The following is a 24485-nucleotide window of genomic DNA, read 5'->3' as shown; positions in this document are numbered from 1 at the left end:
AACGCCAAGAAGGTCGGGGTACTGGTTATGCATACAGATAACAGCTGTAAACCACTCAGGCAACCGCAAAAGATGAACGGTCTCCTATATTTAAGGTGAAATCCTTCAGCTAGCGATGAACTTTCCTACGGCAAGCGAGACCAATGGCGGTTAGTTAATGTGATGGCGCGGTCGAATCAGCTGCTCCGTGTCCTTTGATTGAGAGGTTATGGTTATGAACATCAGGTTTCTGGGCATGCCCCTGGTCGCCGTGGCATTTATGGCTCTGGCTGGCTGCGCGTCGCCCACGGTAGTGACCTTGCAAAACGGTACCCAGTATTTGACCAAGGACACCCCTAACACCCGCACCGCCGACGGTTTCTACGAGTTCGAGGATATATCCGGCAGGCAAGTCCGGGTCCGCGCCGATGATGTGGCAACCATTCGCAAGGAAGACTGATTTCCAGTGATTCGCCTGTAGGCGGCCATCGCGAGCAAGCTCGCTCCCACATTTGTTTTCCGGCGCTCGCAGAATCCTGTATTCACCACCCATTCCTGTGGGAGCGGGCTTGCTCGCGAAAGCGGTGGGTCAGTTTGCAATGATGTTGAATGTTCAGACCCCCTCGCGAGCAAGCCCGCTCCCACAGGGTCCGGCGGTGAACACTAATCCTGCGTACACCGAAATCCCCCGTGGGAGCGAGCTTGCTCGCGATAGCGATATCAGGCGAACACGATCCCTTCGCCGCCTATCTGACCGATACCAACGCCCACCAGGGTCACGGAACTGTCGCCGACCTTGAGCAGCGTGTCATTGCCCACTTGCGACAAGTGCTCACTGTAGTCATGACCGGCCCCGGCACCAGGTACGCCGAGGAACACCAGTTTGTCCCCCGCCTCGTAACCGCTGATCCGGTCCTGGCCGAACGCGCCGTTGAAAAGGAAGGTGTCGCTGCCAGCGCCCGATTGCATCAGGTCGTTGCCCGCACCGCCGACGAAGGTGTCGTTACCCGCGCCGCCCACCAGCACATCGTTGCCGTCCTGGCCGAACAGCCAGTCACCCTTCGCGCTCGCCACCAGGGTGTCGTTGGCCGTACTGCCCTTGACCGAAGACGCATACGCCGTCAGGTTGCCGCCCGCCACCAGACCATTGACGGTGACGGCGTGGCTCACCTCATTCTTGAGCAACCCCCAGAACAATCCGGGTTCCTTACTGACCAGCGTGCCGATGTCGCGGGTGATACTGATCCCGCCATGGCCATCGCGCAGGTACAGCGTCCCCGCCCCGTCATGGGCAAAACTGAAATCCTTCACCGACTGCTGCAGTTGCAGGCTATTGCTGCCCTGCCCGCCCAGTATCACGTTGTAACCGCCGCCATCGCGAAAGGTGTCATTGCCGGCACGACCTTCCAGGTAGTCGTTGCCCTGGCCGCCCAGGATCAGGTCATTGCTGTCGCTGCCGATGATGAACGTGCTGCCGGTATGGGTTTCAGCGTTGCGGTTGAGGTCCTGCACCCAGGTATTGGCCCGCGCTGGGTCTGACAGGTTGGCGACGATGACCGTGGAGTCTTTCTCGGTGAGGTCGTAGAACGCGGAGTCCATGATCCGGCCCATGCCATCGCCGTAGCCGCTGGGCAGGTGGGAAATCCAGGTGGGGATGTTGAGGATGGAGAATGGCAAGACGTTCCATGCCGCCGAAGCGTAGTGGTCATTGAAGTTGACGATGTTGTTGGTGGCTGATTCCTGTTGCCCATCGTGCACGCCCACAGACGCGAGGTTGAACGTCGAGCCGTCCAGGACGCGGAACACCGGATCGTTCTCGTAACCGATATTCAAGACCTTGTCGGTACTGCTCTGGGTCGGCGAAGCGTAGGCGATGTAGTTGGCATCGGCGTAGAACCCCGACCATTGGCTGGTGCTCAAGTCCGCCAGGCTGTTGACCGCCAACCCGCCCAGGCTGTGGCCGCTGACCAGCACGTCCGCGCCCGTCAGGCCATGGGCCTGAGCAAACTTCGCGACGTCCCCCAACAGGTTGCCAAAGGCTTCGCCGGCGTAGTTTTTCGCATAGTCCTTGGGCCCCAGGGCGGCCATCAGATCGTTGATCGCGTCGCCAATGGAATCGCCAATCAGGTTTTCCCGAGGGCCGCTGGTGCCGCGAAACGACACACCGATTTCCTGCAGGTGACCCGCGGCGTCGTACTTGCCGAGGATCTCGACCTGCGCGGTGGTGTAACCGGCTTTTTCACCAAAAAACGTCCCGCGGCCATCCACCTTGCCAGCGTAGCCCAGTTGCGTGGCGCTGATGGGCGTCCAGCCGGCCTTCTGCACCGCCTCCAGGGCGAGCTTTTCCGAATCCGGGTTCCACGGCACGCCGGGAATCACCCCTTGGGAGTCGGTGCTCCCCAGCAGCGCGGTGACCAGAGTCGCCGGCAGACCGGCACCGAAGCCGTTTTGCTGGTACCCGGCGGCAAAGCCATGGTCGAGGTTGTGATAGGAGTACAGCATGATCGCCATTGCGTCGCTGACCAGTGCCTTGGATTCGGCGGTGCCGAGGTTTTTGTAGTCGTAGATACCCATGGTTGTTGCTCTCTTTTTGTTGTTGGAATGCTAAAACCGGGAGGTAACGTTTTTTGTGGCGAGGGAGCTTGCTCCCGCTCGGGTGCCTTGCAGCCGCCCTGGGGAGCGCTTCGCACTCCAGCGGGAGCAAGCTCCCTCGCCACAGGGGCATGTCCAGCCCCTTCTTCATGGTTAGAACTGCCAATCCAGGGTCAGACCCACGCCGTGGGTTTTATCCCGGGAGCCGATCAGGCCGTTGTAGTCCAGGTTGACCCGCACATCCTTGGCGACCGCGAGCCCGGCGCGGGCGCCGACCACGGCGGCGTTACGGTCCATCGACACGCTCTGCACCGTGAAGGTGTTGCTGCTGCCGGCGAAGGCCAGGTCCTGTTCGGACGTGGTATGGCTCAGGTTGTGCTGCCAGCCGAGGGAGCCGGACAGCTGCAGTTGCTGTTGATCCGACAGCGCCAGGGTGTGGCTGGCCCGCACGCCCAGGGTCGAAAGCACGGCATCGCGGCGGTCGCCGCCGCCGTGCAGGGCTGCGTTGTCGCCTTTCTCATGAAAGCTGTCGCTGTCCAAGTGCACATAAGCCAGGTTGGCGAACGGTTCCAGGGCCACCGCTTGCCCGTCCAGGCGATACGCCGCTTCGGTGAAGAGCTGGGTGGTCCGGGCATCGCGCTTGGTTTTCTCCCGGCCACTGACGTCGCCCCATTGCAGGTCGCGCTTGACGTCGATGCGATGCCAACTGTGGGCGCCGCCGACGGTCAGGCGCAGCGCGTCGATCTCATGCCCCAGATAGACACCCAGGTGATAGCTGTCGGCCTTGGCCGAAGAATGGGTGCCATCGCCCATGCTCAGCGAACTGTCGCTGTAGCCGGTGACGAAGCCCAGGCGTGTCTGGTCGCTGATCAGGCCATCTACACCGGCCAGCAATCCATCGATGGAGCTGGTGGTACTGGCTTGATCATGTCCACCCTCGTTCTTGCCCCAAGCGCCCAGTACCTTGAACCAGGCATTGCTGCTGGCGTCGGTCGGCGTACCGGCGTCGTAGAGCGCGTCCTGGCGCAGGCGATCACCCACGGCGTCGCGCAGTTGACGGCTGTCATTGATCAGCAGCGTGCCGATGGCCGGATGGATTTCACCGGACAATTGCTGGAACGCCTGCTGTGCCACCGCGGCGCTGGGCGCCAGCAGCAAGGCCTCGTACAACCCGTTGCCCGCGCCCAATTGCTCGGCGGCAGTGGCCACGGAGCGCTGGTTAGGGGTCAAGCCGAGGCTGGCAAATGACGCGTCGTTACGCTCGACCGCCAGTTGAATGCCGTTGGCGCTGTACGTCAGGTCGCCCCCCAGAAACGCGTAGTTGGGCAAGACTTGCGCGAAACGCCCATCAATGCCGGCGGCGGCCTGCAAGATATTGAACTGCCTGCCCAGCAGGCTTTTCACGTCGCCAGTTGTCAGCAACGTCGGGCTGTCTTCCAAGGACAGCGACACCGTCGCCCCGTCAATGGACGCCTTGCCGCCCGCCACGATCAGGTCACTGGAGGTGGGCGAGACTTCCACTGCGTAGTTCGAGCCGGGTTGGAACGTGACGTCGCCGACCACTTGCAAAGTGCCGATGGAGTTGCCCGGCGCCACGCTACCGCCGCGGCTGGCGGTCAGTCTGGCGATGCGCCCGTTGCCGCCGAGGATGCCGCCGTCGTTGACGGTAACCGCCGACGCCAGCGAGCCATTGATCGCCAGTCGCCCTTGATTGACCAGGGTCGGCCCGCTGTAGGTGTTTTCGCCGGTAAGCACCAGGGTGCCGATGCCTTCCTTGGTCAACCCGCCGTGACCGGCGATGTCGTTGCGCCAAACGTCCAGGCCACATTGGACGCCGCTGCACACCCGTTCCGTGGGTTTGCCCGCATCGATGATCGCGCCGATGCCCGGCAGGTCCGCCACGAACTGACCGGAACCATAGGCGCCATCGATGCGGAACTCCGCGGGGATGTCCTGTTCGGTCACCAGCATCGACGGACCGTCGATGGCCTTGCCAAGGTTGATCATGCCCCAGCCGTACAACGAGTCGACGCCCGGCGCGCCCATGTCGGTGGCCGTGGTACGCAGCACGCTCGCGACCTGGGCGCCGGTCATGTAGGGAAAACGCTCCATCAACACGGCCACGCTGCCAGCGACATGGGGCGCGGCCATGGACGTGCCGCTCTTGTTGGCGTAGCCCACGGTCAGGTCGTCGGCACTGGTGCCGCCGATCACGGCGCTGTAGACCCGGGTGCCCGGTGCCGACACGCAGAAACTGGCGGTGTAGCCGCAGCGCGACGAAAAGGTACTGATGGTGTATGGATTGGCGCTGGCGGTGTCCGGGTTGACCTGCAGCGCCGCCACGGTGAGCCAGTTCGGCGCGATGTCCGGGACGAAATACGCCAGGCCCGCGATGGCATCGGGGTTATTGAGGTTGTAGTCGTTGCCCGCGGCGAAGATCGTCACGATCCCGCTGCGGGCCGCCGCGATGGCGCCCTCGTAGGCGCCGCCGGGCTTGGTGCCCAGCAGGGGTTTGATCTGATCGAATTGCAGTTGCGCATCCTGCACGGTGAAGTGCGGGAACGCCGGATCGCGACCGCCCTGATCAAAGCGGTCGGTGATACCAATGCCCCAGCTGTTGTTGATGATCCTTGCGCCGCTGGCGATCAGCGCGTCCCAGCCCGCCTTGTACACCGCGCCATCGTTGCCCCGGATGATGCCGTCTTCGGGCCCTGGGTCGCCGTTGTCAGCGCTGATGATCTGCGCATTGAACGCCACGCCGTGCATCGGGCTGCCATCGCGACTGCCGGCGGCGATCCCGCCGACATGAGTGCCGTGGGACCCCAGCTTACCGTCCGAGCCAACGGTGGGTGAACCGTCGTAGCGGAACGGATCACCGGCCTTCACCGGGATGTAGGGGTCGGTGTATTCACGAATGCCGCTGGTGACCAACGTCACGACTTTGCCGGTGCCGGAGAACTCCGGGTGGGCCGCGTAGACCGGCTGGTCGAAGATCCCCAGCTTGACGCCCTTGCCGGTGTATCCGGCGGCGTAGGCCTGCTGCGCGTTGATCGCCCCCAACCCCCATTCGGCGTTGAATTCGCCGCTGCGCCAGCTGTCCGGGTCACCCGCCCTGCCGCTCTCGACATAAGGTGCCGCCTGGGCCGTGCCCAAGGTCGCCAGTGCGCAGAGCATGGCGTGGTTGAGAGCCTTGAGCAGAAACAGGCGACCTGTCGGCCTGAGTTGTTTTTTACTATCCATTTTCATCACGAACCATCCTTAGTAGCGCTTTATCAATTGTTGTAAACACCTCTGTGGCGAGGGGATTTATCCCCGCTCGACTGCGAAGCAGTCGCCTGAGGGCCCGAGGTCTGTCCGGAAGAACACGGTGTTTGGGGTGGGGCCGCTTCGCAGCCCAGTGGGGATAAATCCCCTCGCCACAGGTCATTGAATGGGCGCCCGGGATACAAACGCCTCATCCACCTTCGCCAGGTCCTGTGGGCCGAGGGTGCCGGCGTAGTAATGCAGCTTGGTCCAGGCCATGAGGTAGTCGTAGCGGGCCTGGGCCAGGTCGCGGCGAGTGGTGTAGAGCTGTTGCTCGGCATTGAGCGCGTCGAGGTTGACCCGCTCGCCGCCGAGGATGCTTTGCCGGGTCGATACCACCAGCGCTTCGGCGGAACTGAGGGCTTTCTGGTAGGCGCGCAGTTTGTTCATCCCCGACACGCAGGCGCTGAACTGACGGCGCAGTTCGATCAACGTCTCGCGGGTCTTGGCCTCCAGTTCGTATTCGGCCTGTTCCATGTTGCGGCTGGCCTGGCGGGTCGACGCCGAGACTCCACCGCCGGCATACAGCGGCACGCTGACTTCCAGGCCGATGGTGTTGGTGTCGTAGCGCTGGTTGTAGGTGTTGCCGCTTTCCGATTCGTTCTGGCGCATTGTTGCGTAGGCACTGACCTTGGGCAGGTGTCCGGCGCGGTTGCGTTCGACCTCGAAGCGCGCCACATCCACCGCCTGGCGCTGGGACGCCAGGCTGGGGTTATTGCTCACCGCCAGTTCGTGCCAGGTATCGAAGCTGGCTGGCTGCAAGGCAAAGGTCTGGAAGGTGTCGTGCAAAGGCGCCAGGTCGCCGATATCCAGGGCCGGGACGCCTATCAGCGAGCCGAGCTCACGCAAGGCGGCATCCTGCTCGTCCCGCGCCTCGATTTCTTCGGCGATTGCCAGTTCGTAGCGCGCCTGGGCTTCGAGGATGTCGGTGCGCGTGCCTTCGCCCTGGCGAAATAGCTGTTCGTTCTGCTGGAATTGCTGCTCGAACGCCTTTTTCTTGGCCAGGGCAATGTCGATCTGATCCTGGGCGAACAGCGCCTGGGTGTACTGACTCAGCACCCGCACCAAGAGCGCCTGGCTCTTGTCCCGAAAACTTTCGTCGGCGAACAATGCCTGGGCCACGCCCTTTCGATAGGCCGCGTACGCTTCGTAGTCCAGCAAGGGTTGTTGCAGCGTCAGGCTGGAGCCGTAGCTGCTGTAGTTGCGATCGTCATGCTGGCTGGCGCCACGGTCATTGAGGTACGTGACCTTGGATTGGTTGCGGCCCTTGTTGTAGCTGTAGCCCAAGTGCGGCAACAGCCCGGCCCGGCCAATGGCGCGGTTCTCCAGGCCCGCATCGCGCTCCTTGATCGCGCCCAGGTAGACCGGGTCATTGCGCAGGGCCTGCTCATAGAACTCGAAAGGTCCCATGGCCCAGGCGTTGTTGCACACGGAAACGGCCAGCACGGCCATCCAATAGAAACGCTTCATGCCACCGGACATCCTTATTCTTCGGTCAACGCAGAGCCAGCTCGGTCGAGCAGCGGCTTGAACAGGTAGTTGAGCAACGAGCGCTCGCCAGTACGTACGAACATTTCAGCCGGCATGCCGGGCTTGATCACCAGGCCGTTGAGCTTGTCCATCGCCACGTCGCTGACGCTGCTGCGCAGCACGTAATACGGCGCGCCGGTCTTCTCATCGAGCATCTGGTCGGCGGAAATCAGGCTGACTTCCCCCGGCACCCGCGGCGTGCGGTTCTGGTTGAAGGCGGTAAACAGGATGTCCACCGGCAAATGGGGCCCGACCTTGTCGATAAGGTGCACCGGCAGGTGCCCTTCCACCTCCAGCCGCGCGTCCTGGGGGACGATTTCCAACAAGGTGTCGCCCTGGCGCACCACCGCGCCTTCGGTGTGCACGCCCAGGTTCACGGCGATGCCGTCGGCGGTGGCGAGGATTTCGCTGTGTTGCAACTCGAACCCCGCGGATTTCAGTTGCTGTTGCAAGGTTTCGCTTTTGAGCTGGGCGTCGGCCAACTGACTGCGCACTTCTTTCTGGTACTCCTCGTTGTGCTGCTGCAACTTCAGGCGCGACTCGACGATCCCCTGCTCCACCCGCCCGCTTTCGCCGCTGTTCTGCGCCAGTTCCTGCTGCACTTGCGACAACTGGCGCTGATAGTCCAGCAGGCGGTTGCGCGGGATGTAGCCGTTGTCGGCCAAGGGCTGCAGGTTGCCCAGTTGCAGACGCAGGGATTCGGCCTGGGCGGTCAAGTCGCCGCGGGCCCGACGCATGCCGGCCAATTGCGCCGTGGCGCCCTCGATGCTGGCGCGCAGCGCCGCTTGCTCGCGGGCGAAGGCTTCGCGGCGACTGCTGAACAGTTGCCGCTGGCCTTCGAGCACCAGGGCCAGGCGTGGATCGGGATCGCGACTCAGCTCGGCCGGGAAACTCACCTGCAACAGGTTGTCCCGCTCGCTTTGCCAGCGCGCCAGGCTGGCCCAGGTCATCCGGTACTGTGCCTGCAACGATTGCACATCGGCGTCGGCCTGGGTCTGGTCCAGGCGGAACAGCGGCTGGCCCTGCTTCACCGCCTCGCCTTCACGCACCAGGATCCGGCTGACCACACCGCTGCTCATCGACTGCACCGCCTTGCGCTTGCCTGAAACCACCACGGTGCCTTGCACGGGGATGCCTTGATCCAGTGGCGCCAGGCTGGCCCAGGTGAAAAAACTGCCGGCGCCCACCAGCGCCAGTATCCAGCCCATACGGGTGAAGAAACGGGCGTCGCGCTCCGGGCGCTCAACGTCCTGAGCCTGTTCGAGGTTCATCTCGCACTCCTTGCTCATACGCCACCCGGTTTGCTGGCAGCATGGTACTGGCGACTCATACTCAGTCCGTTGGGGGTTGCCTGGGAGCGGTCCCGTTGTGGTGCCTCCGATTGGCCGGACAGCGCCCGCAGTACTTCCTGACTAGGCCCGAAAGCCTGTAGCCGGCCCTCGTTGAGCACCAGCAGCTTGTCGGCCTGGGCCAGCACCGAGGAGCGATGGGTCACCAGCACGACGCTGGTACCCTGGGCCTTCATTTGCGCGATGGCGCCGGCCAGCGCCGCTTCACCGACCGTGTCGAGGTTGGAGTTGGGCTCATCGAGCACCACCAGGCTCGGCCGGTCGTACATCGCCCGGGCCAGGGCCACCCGTTGCTTCTGCCCACCCGACAAACCGCTGCCGTCCTCCCCCAGCACGGTGTCGTAGCCCTGGGGCATGCGCAGAATCAATTCATGGACGCCGGCCTGTTGTGCGGCAGCGACGACCTTTTGCGGATCGGCCTCGCGAAAGCGGGCGATGTTCTCGGCGATGCTGCCGCTGAACAGCTCGATGTCCTGAGGCAGATAACCGATATACGGGCCGAGCTGGTCGCGATTCCAGCGATGAATATCGGCCCCATCGAGCCGCACCGTTCCCCCCAGTGTCGGCCATACACCCACCAGCACACGAGCCAGGGTGGATTTACCGGAGCCCGAAGCCCCCAGAATCCCGAGTACTTCCCCAGCCGCCAGGCTGAAGCTGACCTGCTGCAGGGTGGCGTTGCGTCGCCCCGGCGGGCCGGCGCTCACCTGCTCGAAACTCAGGTGGCCCTTGGGCGGCGGCAACACCATCGCATCATCCTGTGATGGGTAAGCCTGCAACAGGGCATCGAGGCGGCGGTAGGCGAGCTTGGCGCCACTCCACTGTTTCCACACGGCAATCAACTGGTCGATGGGGCTCAATACCCGGCCCATCAGGATCGAGCCGGCAATCATCATTCCGGCGGTCATCTCGCCCTTGATTACCAGCAACGCGCCCAGGCCCAGCACCAGTGATTGCAGGCACAGGCGCAAGGTCTTGCTCAGAGAACTGATCACCGCGCCAGTATCGCTAGCCTGGTTTTGCAGGCCGAGAAAGCGTGAGTGCACCGCAAACCAGCGGCTGCGCAGCGCCACGAGCATGCCCATGGCCTGGATCGTTTCAGCGTTGTGCAAATGACTGGTGGCCAATTGGCTGGACTGCTGCGAGTAGACGCTGGCCTGCCCCAACGGCTTTTTGGTCATGACTTCGTTCAGGCAGGCCAGGCCGATCAGCAGCAGTGTGCCGACGGTGGCGAATACGCCGAGCCAAACGTTGAACAGATAAATCACCAGCAGGTAAATGGGGAACCATGGCGCGTCGAAGAAGGCGAACAATGCGGGTCCCGTGACAAATTGGCGGACATGGGTAAGGTCGCCCAGGGATTGCCCGGCATTGCCCTCGCCCTGACACAGGTTGCGCTCGAACGCAGCCTTGTACACTTGGAGATTGAAGCGTCTTTCCAATTGGCTGCCGATGCGGATGACAATGAAGCTGCGCACCATCTCCAATAGCCCGATGAATACAAAGAACCCGACCACCATCAACGACAGCATCGCCAGGGTGGTTTCGTTTTGGGATGACAACCCGCGATCATACACTTGGAGCATGTATATCGAAGGCGCAAGCATCAAGACGTTAATCAACGCCGTAAAACAACCGACACTGATCAGAATGTGTTTATAAGCGCCCAGCGCTTTAAACAACGGCACGGCGACAGCGCCCCGGCTCTTAGTCATGGATCTTCCTGCTGTTGGCTTCGCCGGATATCCGGCTGTTATGCACTACCAATCTTTAATTATTAAATCGGCCCCGGCCGATGCGCACGCCTGATTGAACATACGCGCCTTGCCACGGAACAAATGTAACAATTTGTTAATGCTCGATCGGGCGCTCAAGCCTGAGTATCAGGCCGGACTTCAACGTGACCTGATAATGATGTTCTTGGCGCAACTCCAGATGCACTCTAGAGTTCTGTCTGCCAATCAGGGAAAGACCATCGGGTTCGGTAAACCAATGGACCGGCTCTTCCCCCAGCCAGTGCCCCAGGCATTCGGTTTGTCCACCCAGGGTCTGGTCAGCCCGAAGCTCGACAAGGCAAGTGTTGGACGGTTTGTCCTGTATCGCCTGGCTTTGCACGGTGTCCTGCGGGTTCGACAAAACGGCCAGCCACTGACCGGCCAACTGCGAGGGTTCTGCTAACAACAGGCTGCGCGCCATGGCGACTTCTCCACAAAACATCATCAGCGTAGCGAGCAACCCGACGGTTGCCTGAACGCTACAGGGCATCGACTTTCTACACATTTGCTTGATCCTGGCCGGGGTCCTGTAGGCGCTGTCGAGCGAAGCGAGGCTGCGATCTTTCCCCTACCACTTGAAAGACCGCAGCCTGCGGCAGCGCCTACAGGGGTGTTAGCCTTACGCCACGATATCCGAGGCCGCCGCCTGGCCAACGGTGCTGACCAGGAAGTCAGCCACGCCGTGCCCGGAGAAGTCCACCGACAGCAGGCTGTTACCACCTGATGTCGACAGCACCGCATCGCCCGCCGCACCGGTGAAGGCGCTGACGAAATGCAGGCCCGCGCCCTGGGTGATGCCGGTCAGGTCGATCTTGTCCAGGCCGCTGACGAAATCGAGGATCTGGTCCGTCGTGCCCGGCCGCGAATCGGAACTGGCGGCGAACACGAAGGTGTCCGAACCCGAGCCGCCCCAGAGCTTGTCCGCACCACCGGCGCCCCAAAGGATATCGTTGCCGGCACCGCCCTTGAGCTCGTTGGCCACCGAGTTGCCGATCAACAGGTCGCTGCCCGAGCCGCCGATGGCATTTTCGATGACGGCACCCTTGGCGATGGACACGTTACCCACCATGCCACCCACGTCAGAGAACGAGGCGTCATTGAGGTTGATCTTCTGGTTCTGGGTGAACCCGGAGAAATCCAGGGTATCGCGGCCACCCGCGTCCCATACCGAAAAGACCACTTTGTCCGACGACGAAGAGGCACTGAGAAAATCGCGACCGGTGTTGGAATTGAAACCGTAGGTCGAGTCGCCGGTACGGGTCGAAGTGTTGGCACCGTAAAGCTTCTGGATGGCCGCGATGTCATCCATCAGCGGCCCCGAGGCATAGGCTTCGACGCCACCCTTGCTGAAGTTCTGGTTGGTATTGCTTTCGCTCCAGTAGCTCATGACGCTGTAGCCACGGGTGTCCTGGCCATAGGTGGCGTCATCGTAGGTCGGGCTGCCTTCGCCGGCGTTGTAGTCACCCGGGTGGGCCAGGCCGAGGGTGTGACCGATTTCGTGGGTCAGGGTCTGGCGGCCGTAGTTGTTCAGGTCCGGATTCTTGTTCTGGGTATAGCTGCTGTTGATCAGGTACCAGGACGTCCCGTCATAACCGGCGCCTGTCCCTGGCAGATAAGCAAACGCCGCCGCGCCATCCTGGCCGCCGCTGTAGTTGCCGAAGGTCATGTGAGCGTCGCCACCGCTGGCTTTTTCGGTGAAGGTGACATTGGCCACGTCCGCCCAGGATTGCATGGCCAGGGCGGCCTGGCCTTTCTGCTGGGCGCTGAACTGGCTGAAGCCGCTGATCCCATGCTTGTTCATGGTGCTGGAAGAGGCAGACGTCAGGAAGGTATAGGTCAGCTCGATCTTGCCGCTGGCGTCCCGGTCCTGGTAAGCCGCGCCGTCGCGCAGCAACTGAGTGGCCGCCTCGTCGACGGAGTACGATGGTTTGCCGTTGACGGTCAGGTTACCGCCGCGGTCGTATTGGTGGCTGAAACTATTGATCTGGTTGAACGCATTACTAGGAGCTGCCAGTTGCGGGGCCCAGAGCAATTGTTCGGCAGAATCGATAGCGCTGTTTTTGACTTTCGACATAAACACACTTCCTTGTTTGCAAATGGAACAATTTAGTCAGACAGACGATCTCTGGCGAGATCGTCCTATCACTCGCCCAATGAGGACGCAAGAAACCTGACACAATTTGAAATCAAACGTCTAGTCATTTTTTTCGTTCAATTTCAAGCACTGCCCCTTAACGCCCATAAACAATAGGTTTCTGCCTTACTAGTGCGCACGTTCAACTGCCCGAGTTGCAGATTGTCGGACAAAACTCTATTTAAATATTAAATATGGGTAACTAGTCAGTTGCGAACGACGTCGCACTTTCGCCAACTAAATGCCAGCGAAGTGCTATTAATGAATATCTACTAAGCCTCTACACCTTACTTGCGCACACTTCCCGCAAACAGCCTCGAAACCAGCGATGCACGGGGTCGGCGTCCATTCGCGGATGCCAGAGCATGGCGATCGTGAACCCAGGCACCGGGACCGGCAGCGCGAAACTGTGTAGACCGATCCGCAGGCTCGTGGTGTAGCGCTCAGGCACGCTGGCGATCAGGTCGCTGGCGCGGGCCAACCCCAGCGCCGAGGAAAAACCTGGCACGGTGGTGACGATTTCCCGGGACAGGTTCAGCGCCGCCAGGGCCTGATCGATAAGGCCATGGTCCAACCCGCGCATCGAGACCCCGACATGCCCACCCGCCGCATAGCCGGCGGCGCTCACCGCCGCGTGGCTCAGCGGGTGCCCCATGCGCACCACGCCAATCAAGCGGTCGCTGAACAACGCCTGGGTTCGCAACTCCGGGCTGGTGTCCTTGTCCACGACGGCGGTCTCCAGGTCCACGGTGCCTTCGCGAAGCGCCGTGCTGTCCCGGTCGGTCTTTTCCATGAAGCGCAACCGCACACCCGGCGCTTGCTCGTGAATACGGGCGATCAGGTCGATGGCGAAATTTTCCACGAACCCCTCGCGAGTGCGCAGCGTGAAGGTACGGCTCAAGCGCCCGAGATCCGGCGTCGTCACCGGGCGCAGCACCGCCTGAGCCTGCTGCACCAACTGACTGACCTGTTCACGCAACTCCAGCGCACGGGGGGTCGGCACGAGCCCTCGCCCGGCTCGAACCAGCAGCGGGTCACCGGTGGTTTCCCGCAACCGCGCCAGTGCCCGGCTCATGGCCGACGGGCTGAGCCGCAGCCGCCGGGCGGCGCCGGCCACGCTGCCTTCCGAGAGCAGCACATCGAGGGTGACCAGTAGATTGAGGTCAGGCGCAGACATGGCGAAGTCTCAAATTGAATAGATGGCGTCTGGTGCAGCTATAACCTGCAAACGCTGCGTCTTCCGCCATGTTATGCCTAGCTGTAACGTTCTGACAGCGCCATTTCGAACGCCACGAATACAGGTGAGACGATGAACCCCATCAACACGCAACCAAGCCGGCCGGCAACCGCACCCGCGAGCCGGTTCTCTTCACCTCGTTGGGCCCTGGCCAGCCTTGCACTCTCGACGCTGCTGGCCTCTCTAGGCGCCAGTGTGGCCGCCGTGGCGCTGCCCACGCTGGCCCAAGCGCTCGATACCTCCTTCCAGCAGGTCCAATGGGTGGTGCTGGCCTATCTGCTTGCCATGACCACGCTGATTGTCAGCGTCGGCCGCTTGGGTGACCTGATGGGCCGTCGCAAGCTACTGTTGGCCGGCATCGCCTTGTTCACCTTGGCCTCGGTGCTTTGCGGCCTGGCCCCTTCGCTTTGGCTGCTGATCGCAGGTCGGGCGCTGCAAGGCCTGGGGGCCGCCATCATGATGACGTTGACCCTGGCCCTGGTCGGCGAAACGGTCGTCCAGGAAAAAACCGCCAGCGCCATGGGGCTGCTGGCAACACTGTCGGCGGTGGGCACGGCCCTTGGGCCGTCCTTCGGCGGCCTGCTGATCAGTGGGTTCGGCTGGCAGGCCTTGTTCCTGATCAACATCCCCCTCGGCCTACTGACGTTATGGCTGGCGTGGTACTCGCTACCGGTGCGACAAGCACCGCCGAAGGCGCAAACGATTCGCTTCGATATTACCGGCACGGTGCTGTTGGCGTTGACGCTCGCCGCCTATGCCTTGGCCATGACCGCCGGGCGCGGGAGCTTTGGCGGGTTGAACATTGCGCTGCTACTGGCTGCGCTGGTGGGCGGCGGGCTGTTCGTTAGGGTTCAGTCCCGGGCCGTGTCGCCGCTGATTCCCTTGGCCTTGTTTAGCGACAAGTCATTGGTCTCGGGCCTGGCGACGAGCGCCCTGGTCGCAACAATCATGATGGCGACGCTGCTGGTCGGGCCTTTTTACTTGTCCATCACCCTCGGACTGCCAGCGACCTTCGTCGGGTTGGCGCTGGCAACAGGGCCGACCGTCGCGGCGCTGGCCGGGGTGCCGGCCGGACGCCTGGCGGGTCGGTTCGGTGTGCACTCCATGCGGTTCGCCGGTCTGGCGATCATGGCCCTCGGCTGCCTGATGCTGTCACTGGTTCCCCCTGCTCTTGGCATCGCCGGCTACATCGGCGCCATCGTGGTCACGACCCTGGGCTACGCGTTTTTCCAGACTGCCAACAACACGGCCGTCATGGCCGATGTGGCCGCCCAAAGGCGGGGTGTCATCGCCGGGCTGCTCAACTTGTCGCGCAACCTGGGTTTCTTCACCGGAGCCTGCGTGCTCGGCGCAGTGTTTGCGACCGCAGCGGCGACGAATGACATCACCCGCGCCAGCCCCGAAGCCGTGATGACCGGCCTGCACACCACCTTCGCCGCCGCCCTGGCGGTGGCGGTCCTGGCGGTGGTCATCGCCTTGAAATGCCGTGTGCCAGAGCGGTTGGGCGACGCCGAAGACACGCCCGACCAAGCGTGATGACATTCTGAGCATCGCCGCTTAAGTCGTGATCCAAATCAAAAAAAGTGAACCAATCGCAAAACGGACTGAAAAAATCCACATGAGCTTCATTTTCAGGTGCTATTTTTAGTTCTCACTGGTAGAGCCATGATGGCTCTTCCTTCCTGACATGAGCAAAAGGAAGCGCTCGATTGAAGACGGCGGGCAACACATGAATAAAGGATCTTTCAGCAAGGTTACGTTCCCCAATGCTTGCCAGTTGATGCGCTGGCACTTCCATCCCATGGGATTCGAAGCGAGCATGGATGCGCCTGGCAGTATGGTTGCCCGGCTATTCGACCGTGCCAGCGGCGAGACGATGATCGCCATTGCAGGGATCCCCTGCGCGACAGTGATGAATGCGCCGGATGTGGAACGAATAATCGAGGCGGTGGAGGCCGAGCTGGAAGCGTTTGTACCACCGGTAGGGTTACGGCGGTTCGCTTCCTGACGGCAACACCACTGAGCTTCTGAATGCGGCGCCTTCCTCTCCAGGGAAGGCGCCGCTTTTCTATGCCTCTGGAACGCGTTCACCCCGCCACTCGGGGCTTATGTTTGCTTCATCCTTTGCGGGCACGACGATGGTCAGCGAAAAAGGGCTTGTCCGCTGCAATACGATCCGACGCCTTAGGCGCGTTGACCGCCTGGCCGTCCTGGCCATCGACGTACCAGTAACAATGCTGCACGGCGCGAGTGATGCCTACATACGCCAGGCGCAGGATTTCGTCTTTTTGCGCCGTGTCGTAGGGTTCGGCGTCCGCATCCTGGCCTAGCCCGGCCATTCGATAGACCTGGTTCTTGTAGGGTGAACTGCTCAGGTGCTGGCAGTCGCCCAACAAGAACACCGCATCCGCCTGAAGCCCCTTGGCGCTGTGGTAGGTCATTTGCCTGAGCCGTCGAGCATCGTACGGCAAGCTAGAATCGACATTAACTGTTGGCTGAATATATTTTTCTATCAGTAGTTTATCGCTACTTTTTCGATACAGCATCAAGATGGAATCGCCCTTGCGATAGTGCTCCTCTAATCTCAGGGCCAACCCTTCGTCGTCTCGATCCAACACATTGACTGGGCTCGGCGATCGGGGCACGCCACTGGCCTTGGCTTTTTTGCCTGGGATAGCCGCGGCGGCGCGCACGATGTGCTCGGCCGCGTCGATGATGTGTTGGTGGCTGCGGTAGTTGTCGGTGAGCATCACCCGGGTTGTCGCCGGTGACGGGAATTGCTTGTTGAATGCCATGAAGTAGCTCGGCGAGCTGCCGCGCCAGCCATAGATCGATTGCCAATCGTCCCCGACACACAACAAGGAAGAACGCTGGGCGCCGCGCCCCACATGCAGCGCAGGACCACGACTGCGGACTTCCCGAAGACTGGCGCGAAGCCAGGAGACGATCTGCGGCGATACGTCCTGGAATTCGTCGATCATCAGGTGCGAAAGCGGCCTGAGCAAGGCATCACCCAGCAACTTGAAATTTTCCGGCGAATGCTCGCTAAACAGCGCGAACATACGATTGTAGGTCATGATCGGCGGCGATTGATCGAGTAAATGGTCTTCGAATGCCCGCCAGTAACGGCTCAGCGCCTCGAAGAAATACCGATCGGGGTCATCCTGGGCAAAGGACATCCGGCCCACGGCATCCGGGACGTCCAGGCCAAGGTTCTCGATAAAGCCCGCCGCCGCGACAAAACAGTCCAACAATGGCGCCGAACCCAGTTCACCCTTGACCTTATAGTCGAACCCGGGACCGGCGCTGGCGTCGCCGGCCATGGATGCCACCACACGCTTTGACATCTCGTAACTTTCCAACCATATCAGTGGCTTATGGCAGAAAGCTTGAAAAAGAGTGCGCTTTACCGCCCACTCCGCGCGGATACTCAACTTGGCGCCCGGACGACTGAGGCGGGCGTCTTCCCGCGGATCGAAACCCAGCATCACCCAGGCATCCAGTGAGGGCGCGTAGCCATGGCAGTGGAATGTCGAACCATTGATTTCGAACGTTTGTCGCTTTGGCTCGATCCCCTTGATTGGCCAGGCACCGGCGCGAAACCACAGGTCTTCCACGGCATCGCACAATTCTTCGTCGCGCTGGGCCGCCAGTTCGGTCACGGCCACCCGTTTTTGCACATCCGGGTGATCGCGCTCCAGCTCCTTGAGTTGCAGGGCATGGCGGGACAACGGCTGTATCAGCCCACGGAAACGCGCGTCCCGCTGATAAAGGTTGTAATAACAGGCGTTGAGTTGCTGACGCTGGACATCATTGATGCGCAATTCAAAGGGGTTGCCTTGGGCATCGTCGTCCGCTTCGGCGCGATGGCTCAGGGTCTCGAAGGCCTGGAGCCGCTCGAACCCGGGCAGGCTGCGGACCATGGGCAAGATACGCGAATGGAAGGTGCGCACCAGATCACGCGCTTGCTTGAGGCTGACGGTTCGTCCCCACAGGGCAAACACTTCGATCAATTTCTGGATGAAGTCCTTGCGCGATTCCCGGGTAAACGTCACCACGGTCATTGAGTCCAGTTCGAAGCCCAGGTAGTGGGACAGCAACACAATACGCAGCACCAGGGTCGTCGACTTGCCCGCACCCGCCCCGGCGACCACCGAGGTAGACGGCGTATCGCTGAAAATCATCTTCCATTGCGCGGCGCTCGGTTGTGCATGCGCCGGCAGCAATCGGGCAACGTCTGCCTTGATGCGTTTCTTCAGCTCGTTGGTCAGCGGCAGGCGCCAGTCATCGAACAGCAAATCATCCACCTGCGGTGCCGGATGCTCTGTGCTGCGGGAATCACGGATCAACAGGACCTGGCGGCCCTCCTCGAGCCCTTCGGCCCTGCCTTCCCTATAGCCATAGTCGAAACCGGCAGTATGACCACTGCGGAAGCCATCGGCCTGACCGTGCAACCAGGACGCCCGGTGCTGGGCGCGCAGGCGCGTCAGGCCATGACCGAAGAGCCGGGCGGCCAGGCGCTTGAGCAAGGGCATCTGGCCCAGGGGTAGGAACTCGGGGGGAAGATCGGGAGTGTGTTGCGACACGCTGGGGACTCCGGTGTTCATGAACCATGACGGCTATGGTGTCTGTATTTGCTGCCAGGTTCCACCCAAAAGCTTTTAAGTCATGGGTTTAGGCGATGAAGTGAAAGTTGGCTCGCGAATTCATATCTAATAAGACGATAGGTTTGACGCGTTTTTTACGCTTTTTGTCGATGATTTCCTTCGCGAGAATAGCGCCATCAACCATCGCTTTCGCTCCCAGCGAAAAGGACACGAACATGCTCGAACTCAGGCCTTTCGCCACCTTGGGCGCCGCCAACCACGGCTGGCTGGATGCCCATCACCACTTTTCGTTCGCCGAGTATTACGACCCACAACGCATGCACTGGGGCAACCTGCGCGTCTGGAACGACGATGTCATTGCCCCCGGCAGCGGTTTCCCCCAGCACCCGCACCGGGATATGGAAATCATCACCTATGTGCGCGAAGGCGCGATCAGCCACCAGGACAACCTGGGCAACAAGGGCCGTACGGAGGCTGGCGACGTACAAGTCATGAGCGCGGGCACCGGGATCGCCCACAGCGAGTACAACCTTGAGTCGACGGCCACGCGCATTTTCCAGATATGGATCATTCCCAACGAAGAAGGTCTGGCACCGTCGTGGGGCGCCAAACCGTTTCCCAAGGACTCGCGCGAAGGCTTCGTGACCTTGGCCAGTGGCAAGGCCGGCGACGACCAGAGCCTGCGCATCCGCGCCGACGCGCGACTGGTAGCGGCCAATCTCAAGGCGGGTGAGAGTGCGGAATATCGGCTGGACGCCGGGCGACGAGCTTATCTTGTGCCGGCCACAGGGTTGATAGAAATCAATGGGTTGCGTGCAAAAGCTCGAGACGGTGTCGCGATTGAAGACGAACAGATATTGCGGGTGACCGCGATCGAAGACAGCGAAATCGTGCTCGTGGACCTCGCCTAAACCCTGTATCGCTGCACTGCTGCGCTTGTGGCGAGGGAGCAAGCTTCCTCGCCACAAGAACACATCACATGTATCACTTACATTGGTATCACTTGCTGGTGATCGCCCCATCCACCAACGTTTGCGCCTCAGCCACCAGTTGCTTGAGGTGCGCATCGCCAATGAAGCTTTCGGCGTAGATCTTGTAGATATCCTCGGTACCGGACGGACGCGCCGCGAACCAGCCATTTTCGGTCATGACCTTCAGGCCACCGATGGCCTGGTCATTGCCCGGTGCATGGCTGAGGATGCTCTGGATCTGTTCCCCCGCCAGTTCGGTAGACGTCACCTGATCCGGCGACAGCTTGCTCAACAGGGCCTTCTGTTGCGGGTTGGCCTTGGCATCGACGCGTACCGAAAACGGTTCGCCCAGTTCGTCGGTCAAGCCGCGGTAAGCCTGGCTCGGGTCGCGGCCAGTGCGCGCCGTCATTTCAGCCGCCAACAACGCCGGAATCAGGCCGTCCTTGTCGGTGCTCCAGACGCCGCCATCCTTGCGCAAGAACGAAGCACCGGCGCTTTCTTCACCGCCAAAGCCCAGGGAGCCATCGAACAGGCCGTCGGCAAACCACTTGAAGCCCACCGGCACTTCATAGAGACGGCGCCCCAGGCGCTTGGCGACGCGGTCGATCAGGCCGCTGCTCACCACCGTCTTGCCCACACCGGCATCGGCGCGCCACTGCGGGCGATTCTGGAACAAGTAGTCGATGGACACCGCCAGGTAATTGTTCGGCGCCAACAGGCCGCCGGACGGCGTCACGATGCCATGACGGTCATGGTCCGGGTCGCAGGCGAAGGCCACGTCGAAGCGCTCCTTCAGGCCAATCAACCCTTGCATGGCGTGGCTGGAGGATGGGTCCATGCGGATCTGCCCATCCCAGTCGACGGTCATGAAACGGAAGGTGGAATCCACGTGGGTGTTCACCACGTCCAGGTCCAGGCGGTAATGCTCGGCAATGGCCGGCCAGTAGCGCACGCCCGCCCCGCCCAGCGGATCGACGCCCAGGTGCAACCCGGCGGTGCGGATGGCATCGAAATCGATGACATTGATCAGGTCCGCCACGTAAGTGTTGACATAGTCGTGCCGGTGGGTGGTATCGGCTTTCAGGGCCTGCTCGTAGCTGACTCGCTTGACGCCAGCGAGTTGGTTGGCCAGCAGTTCGTTGGCCTTGGCTTCGATCCACTTGGTGATATGGGTATCGGCCGGGCCGCCGTTGGTGGGGTTGTACTTGTAGCCGCCACTTTGCGGTGGGTTGTGGGACGGCGTGATGACGATACCGTCCGCCAGGCCCGAAGTGCGGCCACGGTTGTAGCAGAGAATGGCGTGGGAAACCGCCGGGGTCGGAGTGTATTCATCCCCCTCGGCGATCATGACGGTCACACCGTTGGCCGCGAAGACTTCCAGTGCGCTGGCGCCCGCCGGGGTCGACAGCGCGTGGGTATCGATACCGACGAACAACGGCCCGTTGATGCCCTGGGCTTCGCGGTACAGGCAGATCGCCTGGCTGATTGCCAACACGTGCCACTCGTTAAAGCCCAGATCGAAGGAGCTGCCACGATGACCGGAGGTGCCAAAAGCCACGCGCTGGGTCGCTACCGAGGCATCGGGTCGGCCAGTGTAGTAGGCCGTCACCAGTCGCGGGATATCGATCAACAACTCTGCCGGTGCCGGCTTGCCCGCAAATGGACTGACTGTCATGCAAAACCTCTGAGTGGAGTGGCTCGGGAAATGGAGTGCAGTTTACTGACAGTTCGACCGTGGCGCGACGGGTTCGATCCATCGCCGCCGATTACGATTGTTCCAGCCTCAGGGCATCGGCCAGCGCGCAGAGTGCAGCGTCCAAGTCCTGGGCCCCATTGAGCGCATGGGTCAGGCGCATATGTTGCCCGTACAGGCCATGAAGGCTGAACAACTCCCCCGGTGCGATGACAATTCGCTGGGCCAGCAGCCGATGGAAAACCCGCCGCAAATCAACCCGTCGCGTCGAGCGCATCCAGATCGTCGCGCCACCTTGGGGTTCTGCCCATTGCAGGCTATCGCCCAGGCGCTCGCGCAGCAATTGAGCGGTCGAAACCGCGCTCTCGCGCAGCAGGCGCCGCAACACCAGCAAATGCTGGTCAATCCGACCGTTGCTGTACAGCCGGGCGATGGCTTTCTGGCGAATAGGCGACAGACGAAACGCGCGAAGCAGGAAATGTCGTTGCAGGTGCAGTGTCATCTGGCGCGACAACACGTAGCCGTATGGAGCCTCTGGGCCGATGGTCTTCTCGAACGTGGAATAGACGATCAACCGGTCCGGGTCGAGCATGTCCCGGAAAGGCGTCACCCCTGCCTCGAACGCCAGGTCTGTATGGCTGTCGTTCTCCAGCACCCAGGTGCCATGCCGTCCCAGCAATTGGGCGATGGCACGACGGTTTTCTTCAGGAACCAGCGAACCCGTTGGCATGTTCAGGACCGACGACAGCACCACCAGCCGTACCGTTTCGCTTTCCAGCAGTTGCTCCAACTGCTCGATGTCGATTCCCCCCCCGGCCAGCAGTGGCAGCTCGATGATGTTGATGTCGGCGGCCTGCAGCAAGCGCAATACCGCCCAGTCGCAGGGCGATTCGATCAGCACTGTGGCGCCCCTGAGTGCCAGCACGGCGATCAGGATCTCCAGGACACCCCGCAGGTCGGCGCCGATGTAGACGTCATCGGCATTCCAACAACGGGCCGGCGAAGAGGTGTAGCGGGCCGCCAGCGCGGCGCGCAGTTCCAGCTCGCCCCAGGGTTGCGAGGGCGTCTGCGAGGAACGTGGATACTGGCGCAGCAGCTCGCGCTCGAGCAACAGCAACGGGCTGTCCAACGGCTGCATCGACGCCGGCTCGTCCGCGCTGAGCACCAGCATGCCGGGTCGCCGGGCATTGACGTACAAGCTCTCAAGCAAATCGTCACCGCCCTCCAGGGTCGTCATGCTGGGCGCCGGCAACGCGTAATAACCGGACTTGGCGATCGAGTAGACCCGCCCTTCCTTCTCCAACAACGAATACGCGTACTGGATGGTCGATATCGACACATTCAGACGCTCGGCCAATTGCCGCAGCGAAGGCAGGCGCACCCGAACATCCACCTCCAGTTCGTTGATCAACGTGGTCAGGTAGCGATAAACCGCCTGGTAGGCGAAATCTGTCTCCCGGCAACCTTTCATGGAATCACGCCAGGTGCAAAGGTTGCAGTTGGCCGGGCCGCAACGCCGGGTGTCACGCCCCGGGACGAGGTAGACGAGTCCATCAAACCTCGTTCCTCAATGCCTTGCCGAGCGTTCGTGCGGCTCATCGGCGGCCTGTCCGGCTTCTACGGTATCAACGTCGTCAAGAGCCTGTTGCAGATCAGCTCCCGGAACCGCTTCCGGTTGTTCCGGCACGGTGACGCTCGCCCGGTACAGTTTGCCTAGGATGTCGATGGGCAGGCCACTGACGTCGACCATCCATTGCGCGATCTGATCGGCGACCGTCGCGCCCTGCATGGCCTTGTGCAGGTCCGGCATCGCCACCAGCATGCCGGGGTGGCAACAGCGCAGGAAGTGTTCCAGGCCCGCGCCCTGCCCCACGAATGGCGCGAAAAGCATGCAAACCAGTTGCGTTTCGCTGAGCCCCAAGACCTTCTGCGCTTCGAGGGCGGCGTAGGCGCGGCGCTCGGGAATTGCCGAAGGTGAGCCGAACAACGCCCGAGCCTGCTCGCAGGCTTGTTCCGGCAGTTGCTTGCGATGCATGATCATGATCGCCCGCTGCACGTAGTCGCTGTATCCCGTTTCGTAGCTGCGCCCTTGCACGTAGCAGGCCTGCAGGCCATGCAAATGGGCCGACAGCAGCGGGCTGAGGTATTCGTTTTCAATCGCCGAGGGCATGAGGCCATCGGTCTGTACCCGCAGGAATTCGTTGAAAAGCGGCCAGTTGGTGCCCTCCAGACGATCGACGATCAGGTCGTCGATGCCGATGTGGCTCATCCGCCGGCAGGCCTCGAAATGCCCCTCGGGCTTCCAGGCACCAGGACGCTCGGGACCGTAGAAATGCTCGTAGAGGTCACTGCTCAAGGTATCGAGGTGCGCGAAGAGGCTGTCGAAGCAACCGATATTGTCGGTCGGCAGACCGATTTTGCGGGCCGCGCGACGCAGGCCTGAAATGAAGTGTTTTTGCTGGCGCGGCGTATCGCTGCTGACCATCGAATCCACGCCAGACTCCCACCGGGCCATGTGCCGATAGAATTCGGCCATCGCCAGGTAGCCGTCGCTCCCGATTTCCAGGGGACTGTCGACCGAGCGAAGGTGCCCCAAGGCCAGCAGGTCCATGCGATTGGCCTCGTGCCCCGCCACCGACAGGGGCTGCCGGTGATTGAACGGCAACACCTCGCGGTTATCCGCCATCAGCAATTCGACCCGGGGATCGTCATAGACAAACAGTGCGCTGTAGCAGCGGTGGATGTTCTCCAGCGTCGCCTGGGTGGTTTCGCTCAGGCGCGGCGTGGCAACGCGCAAGGCGAAGGTCACCGGATGCCGGCCCGCGATGCTCAACTGGGCGGCCCGCAAGGCGGTCAGTACATAAAAGCTCTCCCGGCTCCCGTTCTGGACTGTCAAAACACGATAGTCGCCAATCCGATCGACGCCTCCGGCGGCGACAATCAAGCGCTGGATCAAAAGCTGCAACGCGGTCCGTTCGGCCCGGGAATAAAAACCCAACAATCGTTGCAGTATCTGTTGATATACGTGAGTCATTGCCTGCTCATGAATTGCACTCATAGCCATTTACCTGAAATTCAACTATCGGCGCCGCACCCGCACCAACGTGACCGCGCGACGTGTTGGTCTAATGAATCGTTCTAGTACTCAAAGAGTATTAGCAATACGCTCAAGCGTTGCTTGTCGTAATTATTTGATACATACGAAGAAAGTCACCCTATGCTCCTGGGACCGCCGCTGCGCCCCCTGAAAACACTGGGACTTGCCGGGCTGACGGTACGTCCTAGGAGAATTCCGACAACGTCCCACAGACAATG

General features: G+C 61.6%; 17 protein-coding genes. 4 read left to right on the top strand and 13 right to left on the bottom strand.

Going from position 1 to position 24485, the window contains the following annotated elements; genetic code table 11:
• Positions 1-214 precede the first annotated feature (214 nt).
• Entirely contained in the window at positions 215-439 is a 225-nt protein-coding gene (locus AB7M32_RS18275; RefSeq protein WP_072405728.1) for a YgdI/YgdR family lipoprotein, read from the top strand.
• 260 nt (positions 440-699) lie between these two features.
• Here AB7M32_RS18275 and AB7M32_RS18270 read toward each other — a convergent pair whose 3' ends face one another.
• From AB7M32_RS18270 to AB7M32_RS18235, 8 genes are all read right to left on the bottom strand, one after another.
• The gene (locus AB7M32_RS18270) at positions 700-2553 is read right to left on the bottom strand and encodes a polyurethane esterase (RefSeq protein ID WP_454250835.1); all 1854 of its coding nucleotides are present in this window, start codon (positions 2551-2553) and stop codon (positions 700-702) included.
• A 171-nt stretch (positions 2554-2724) separates the two neighbouring features.
• Positions 2725-5811 carry an autotransporter domain-containing protein gene (locus tag AB7M32_RS18265; protein WP_454252163.1) on the bottom strand — a complete coding sequence of 1029 codons (3087 nt, stop codon included), beginning with the start codon at positions 5809-5811 and terminating at the stop codon, positions 2725-2727.
• A gap of 183 nt (positions 5812-5994) precedes the next feature.
• Positions 5995-7344 (bottom strand): TolC family outer membrane protein, encoded by a 1350-nt coding sequence (locus AB7M32_RS18260; protein WP_454250834.1) that lies wholly within the window; start codon positions 7342-7344, stop codon positions 5995-5997.
• Between the two features lie 14 nt (positions 7345-7358).
• On the bottom strand, positions 7359-8693 hold the full coding sequence (locus AB7M32_RS18255) for an HlyD family type I secretion periplasmic adaptor subunit (RefSeq protein WP_454250833.1): 1335 nt from the start codon (positions 8691-8693) through the stop codon (positions 7359-7361).
• Positions 8690-10468, bottom strand: coding sequence for a type I secretion system permease/ATPase (locus tag AB7M32_RS18250; protein WP_454250832.1), 1779 nt, complete (start codon positions 10466-10468; stop codon positions 8690-8692). Before AB7M32_RS18250 ends, AB7M32_RS18255 begins: the two co-directional genes overlap by 4 nt.
• Before the next feature lie 136 nt (positions 10469-10604).
• Positions 10605-11033, bottom strand: coding sequence for an AprI/Inh family metalloprotease inhibitor (locus tag AB7M32_RS18245; protein ID WP_454250831.1), 429 nt, complete (start codon positions 11031-11033; stop codon positions 10605-10607).
• Between the two features lie 114 nt (positions 11034-11147).
• Positions 11148-12602 carry a serralysin family metalloprotease gene (locus AB7M32_RS18240; protein WP_454250830.1) on the bottom strand — a complete coding sequence of 485 codons (1455 nt, stop codon included), beginning with the start codon at positions 12600-12602 and terminating at the stop codon, positions 11148-11150.
• A 340-nt stretch (positions 12603-12942) separates the two neighbouring features.
• Positions 12943-13839: a LysR family transcriptional regulator gene (locus AB7M32_RS18235; protein ID WP_454250829.1), complete on the bottom strand. Its 897-nt coding sequence runs from the start codon at positions 13837-13839 to the stop codon at positions 12943-12945.
• A 132-nt stretch (positions 13840-13971) separates the two neighbouring features.
• On the opposite strand from AB7M32_RS18235, the gene AB7M32_RS18230 reads away from it, so the two are divergent.
• Together AB7M32_RS18230 and AB7M32_RS18225 are read left to right on the top strand one after the other, a co-directional pair.
• Entirely contained in the window at positions 13972-15435 is a 1464-nt protein-coding gene (locus tag AB7M32_RS18230) for an MFS transporter (RefSeq protein WP_454250828.1), read from the top strand.
• A gap of 193 nt (positions 15436-15628) precedes the next feature.
• On the top strand, positions 15629-15907 hold the full coding sequence (locus AB7M32_RS18225) for a DUF1652 domain-containing protein (RefSeq protein WP_003201764.1): 279 nt from the start codon (positions 15629-15631) through the stop codon (positions 15905-15907).
• Positions 15908-16016: 109 nt separating this feature from the next.
• On the opposite strand, the gene AB7M32_RS18220 is transcribed toward AB7M32_RS18225, so the two are convergent.
• The gene (locus tag AB7M32_RS18220) at positions 16017-18485 is read right to left on the bottom strand and encodes a UvrD-helicase domain-containing protein (protein WP_454250827.1); all 2469 of its coding nucleotides are present in this window, start codon (positions 18483-18485) and stop codon (positions 16017-16019) included.
• Positions 18486-18573: 88 nt separating this feature from the next.
• Positions 18574-18723, bottom strand: a complete 150-nt coding sequence (locus tag AB7M32_RS18215) for a hypothetical protein (RefSeq protein ID WP_454250826.1) — start codon at positions 18721-18723, stop codon at positions 18574-18576.
• Between AB7M32_RS18215 and AB7M32_RS18210 the strand changes: the two genes are divergently transcribed.
• Positions 18722-19417 (top strand): pirin family protein, encoded by a 696-nt coding sequence (locus AB7M32_RS18210; protein ID WP_454250825.1) that lies wholly within the window; start codon positions 18722-18724, stop codon positions 19415-19417. The genes AB7M32_RS18215 and AB7M32_RS18210 overlap by 2 nt on opposite strands.
• Before the next feature lie 88 nt (positions 19418-19505).
• On the opposite strand, the gene pgm is transcribed toward AB7M32_RS18210, so the two are convergent.
• From pgm to AB7M32_RS18195, 3 genes are all read right to left on the bottom strand, one after another.
• Positions 19506-21152: a phosphoglucomutase (alpha-D-glucose-1,6-bisphosphate-dependent) gene (pgm, locus tag AB7M32_RS18205; protein ID WP_454250824.1), complete on the bottom strand. Its 1647-nt coding sequence runs from the start codon at positions 21150-21152 to the stop codon at positions 19506-19508.
• A 91-nt stretch (positions 21153-21243) separates the two neighbouring features.
• Positions 21244-22641, bottom strand: coding sequence for an aminotransferase-like domain-containing protein (locus tag AB7M32_RS18200; protein ID WP_454250823.1), 1398 nt, complete (start codon positions 22639-22641; stop codon positions 21244-21246).
• Between the two features lie 96 nt (positions 22642-22737).
• A complete protein-coding gene (locus AB7M32_RS18195; protein WP_454250822.1) occupies positions 22738-24228 on the bottom strand; it encodes a hypothetical protein in 1491 nt (496 codons plus the stop codon).
• Between the last annotated feature and the right edge of the window lie 257 nt (positions 24229-24485).

This window comes from Pseudomonas sp. R151218B TE3479 (assembly GCF_053629195.1).
The sequence above is the reverse complement of the archived record's forward strand: the minus strand, read 5'-3'. Positions and strand labels throughout refer to the sequence as shown.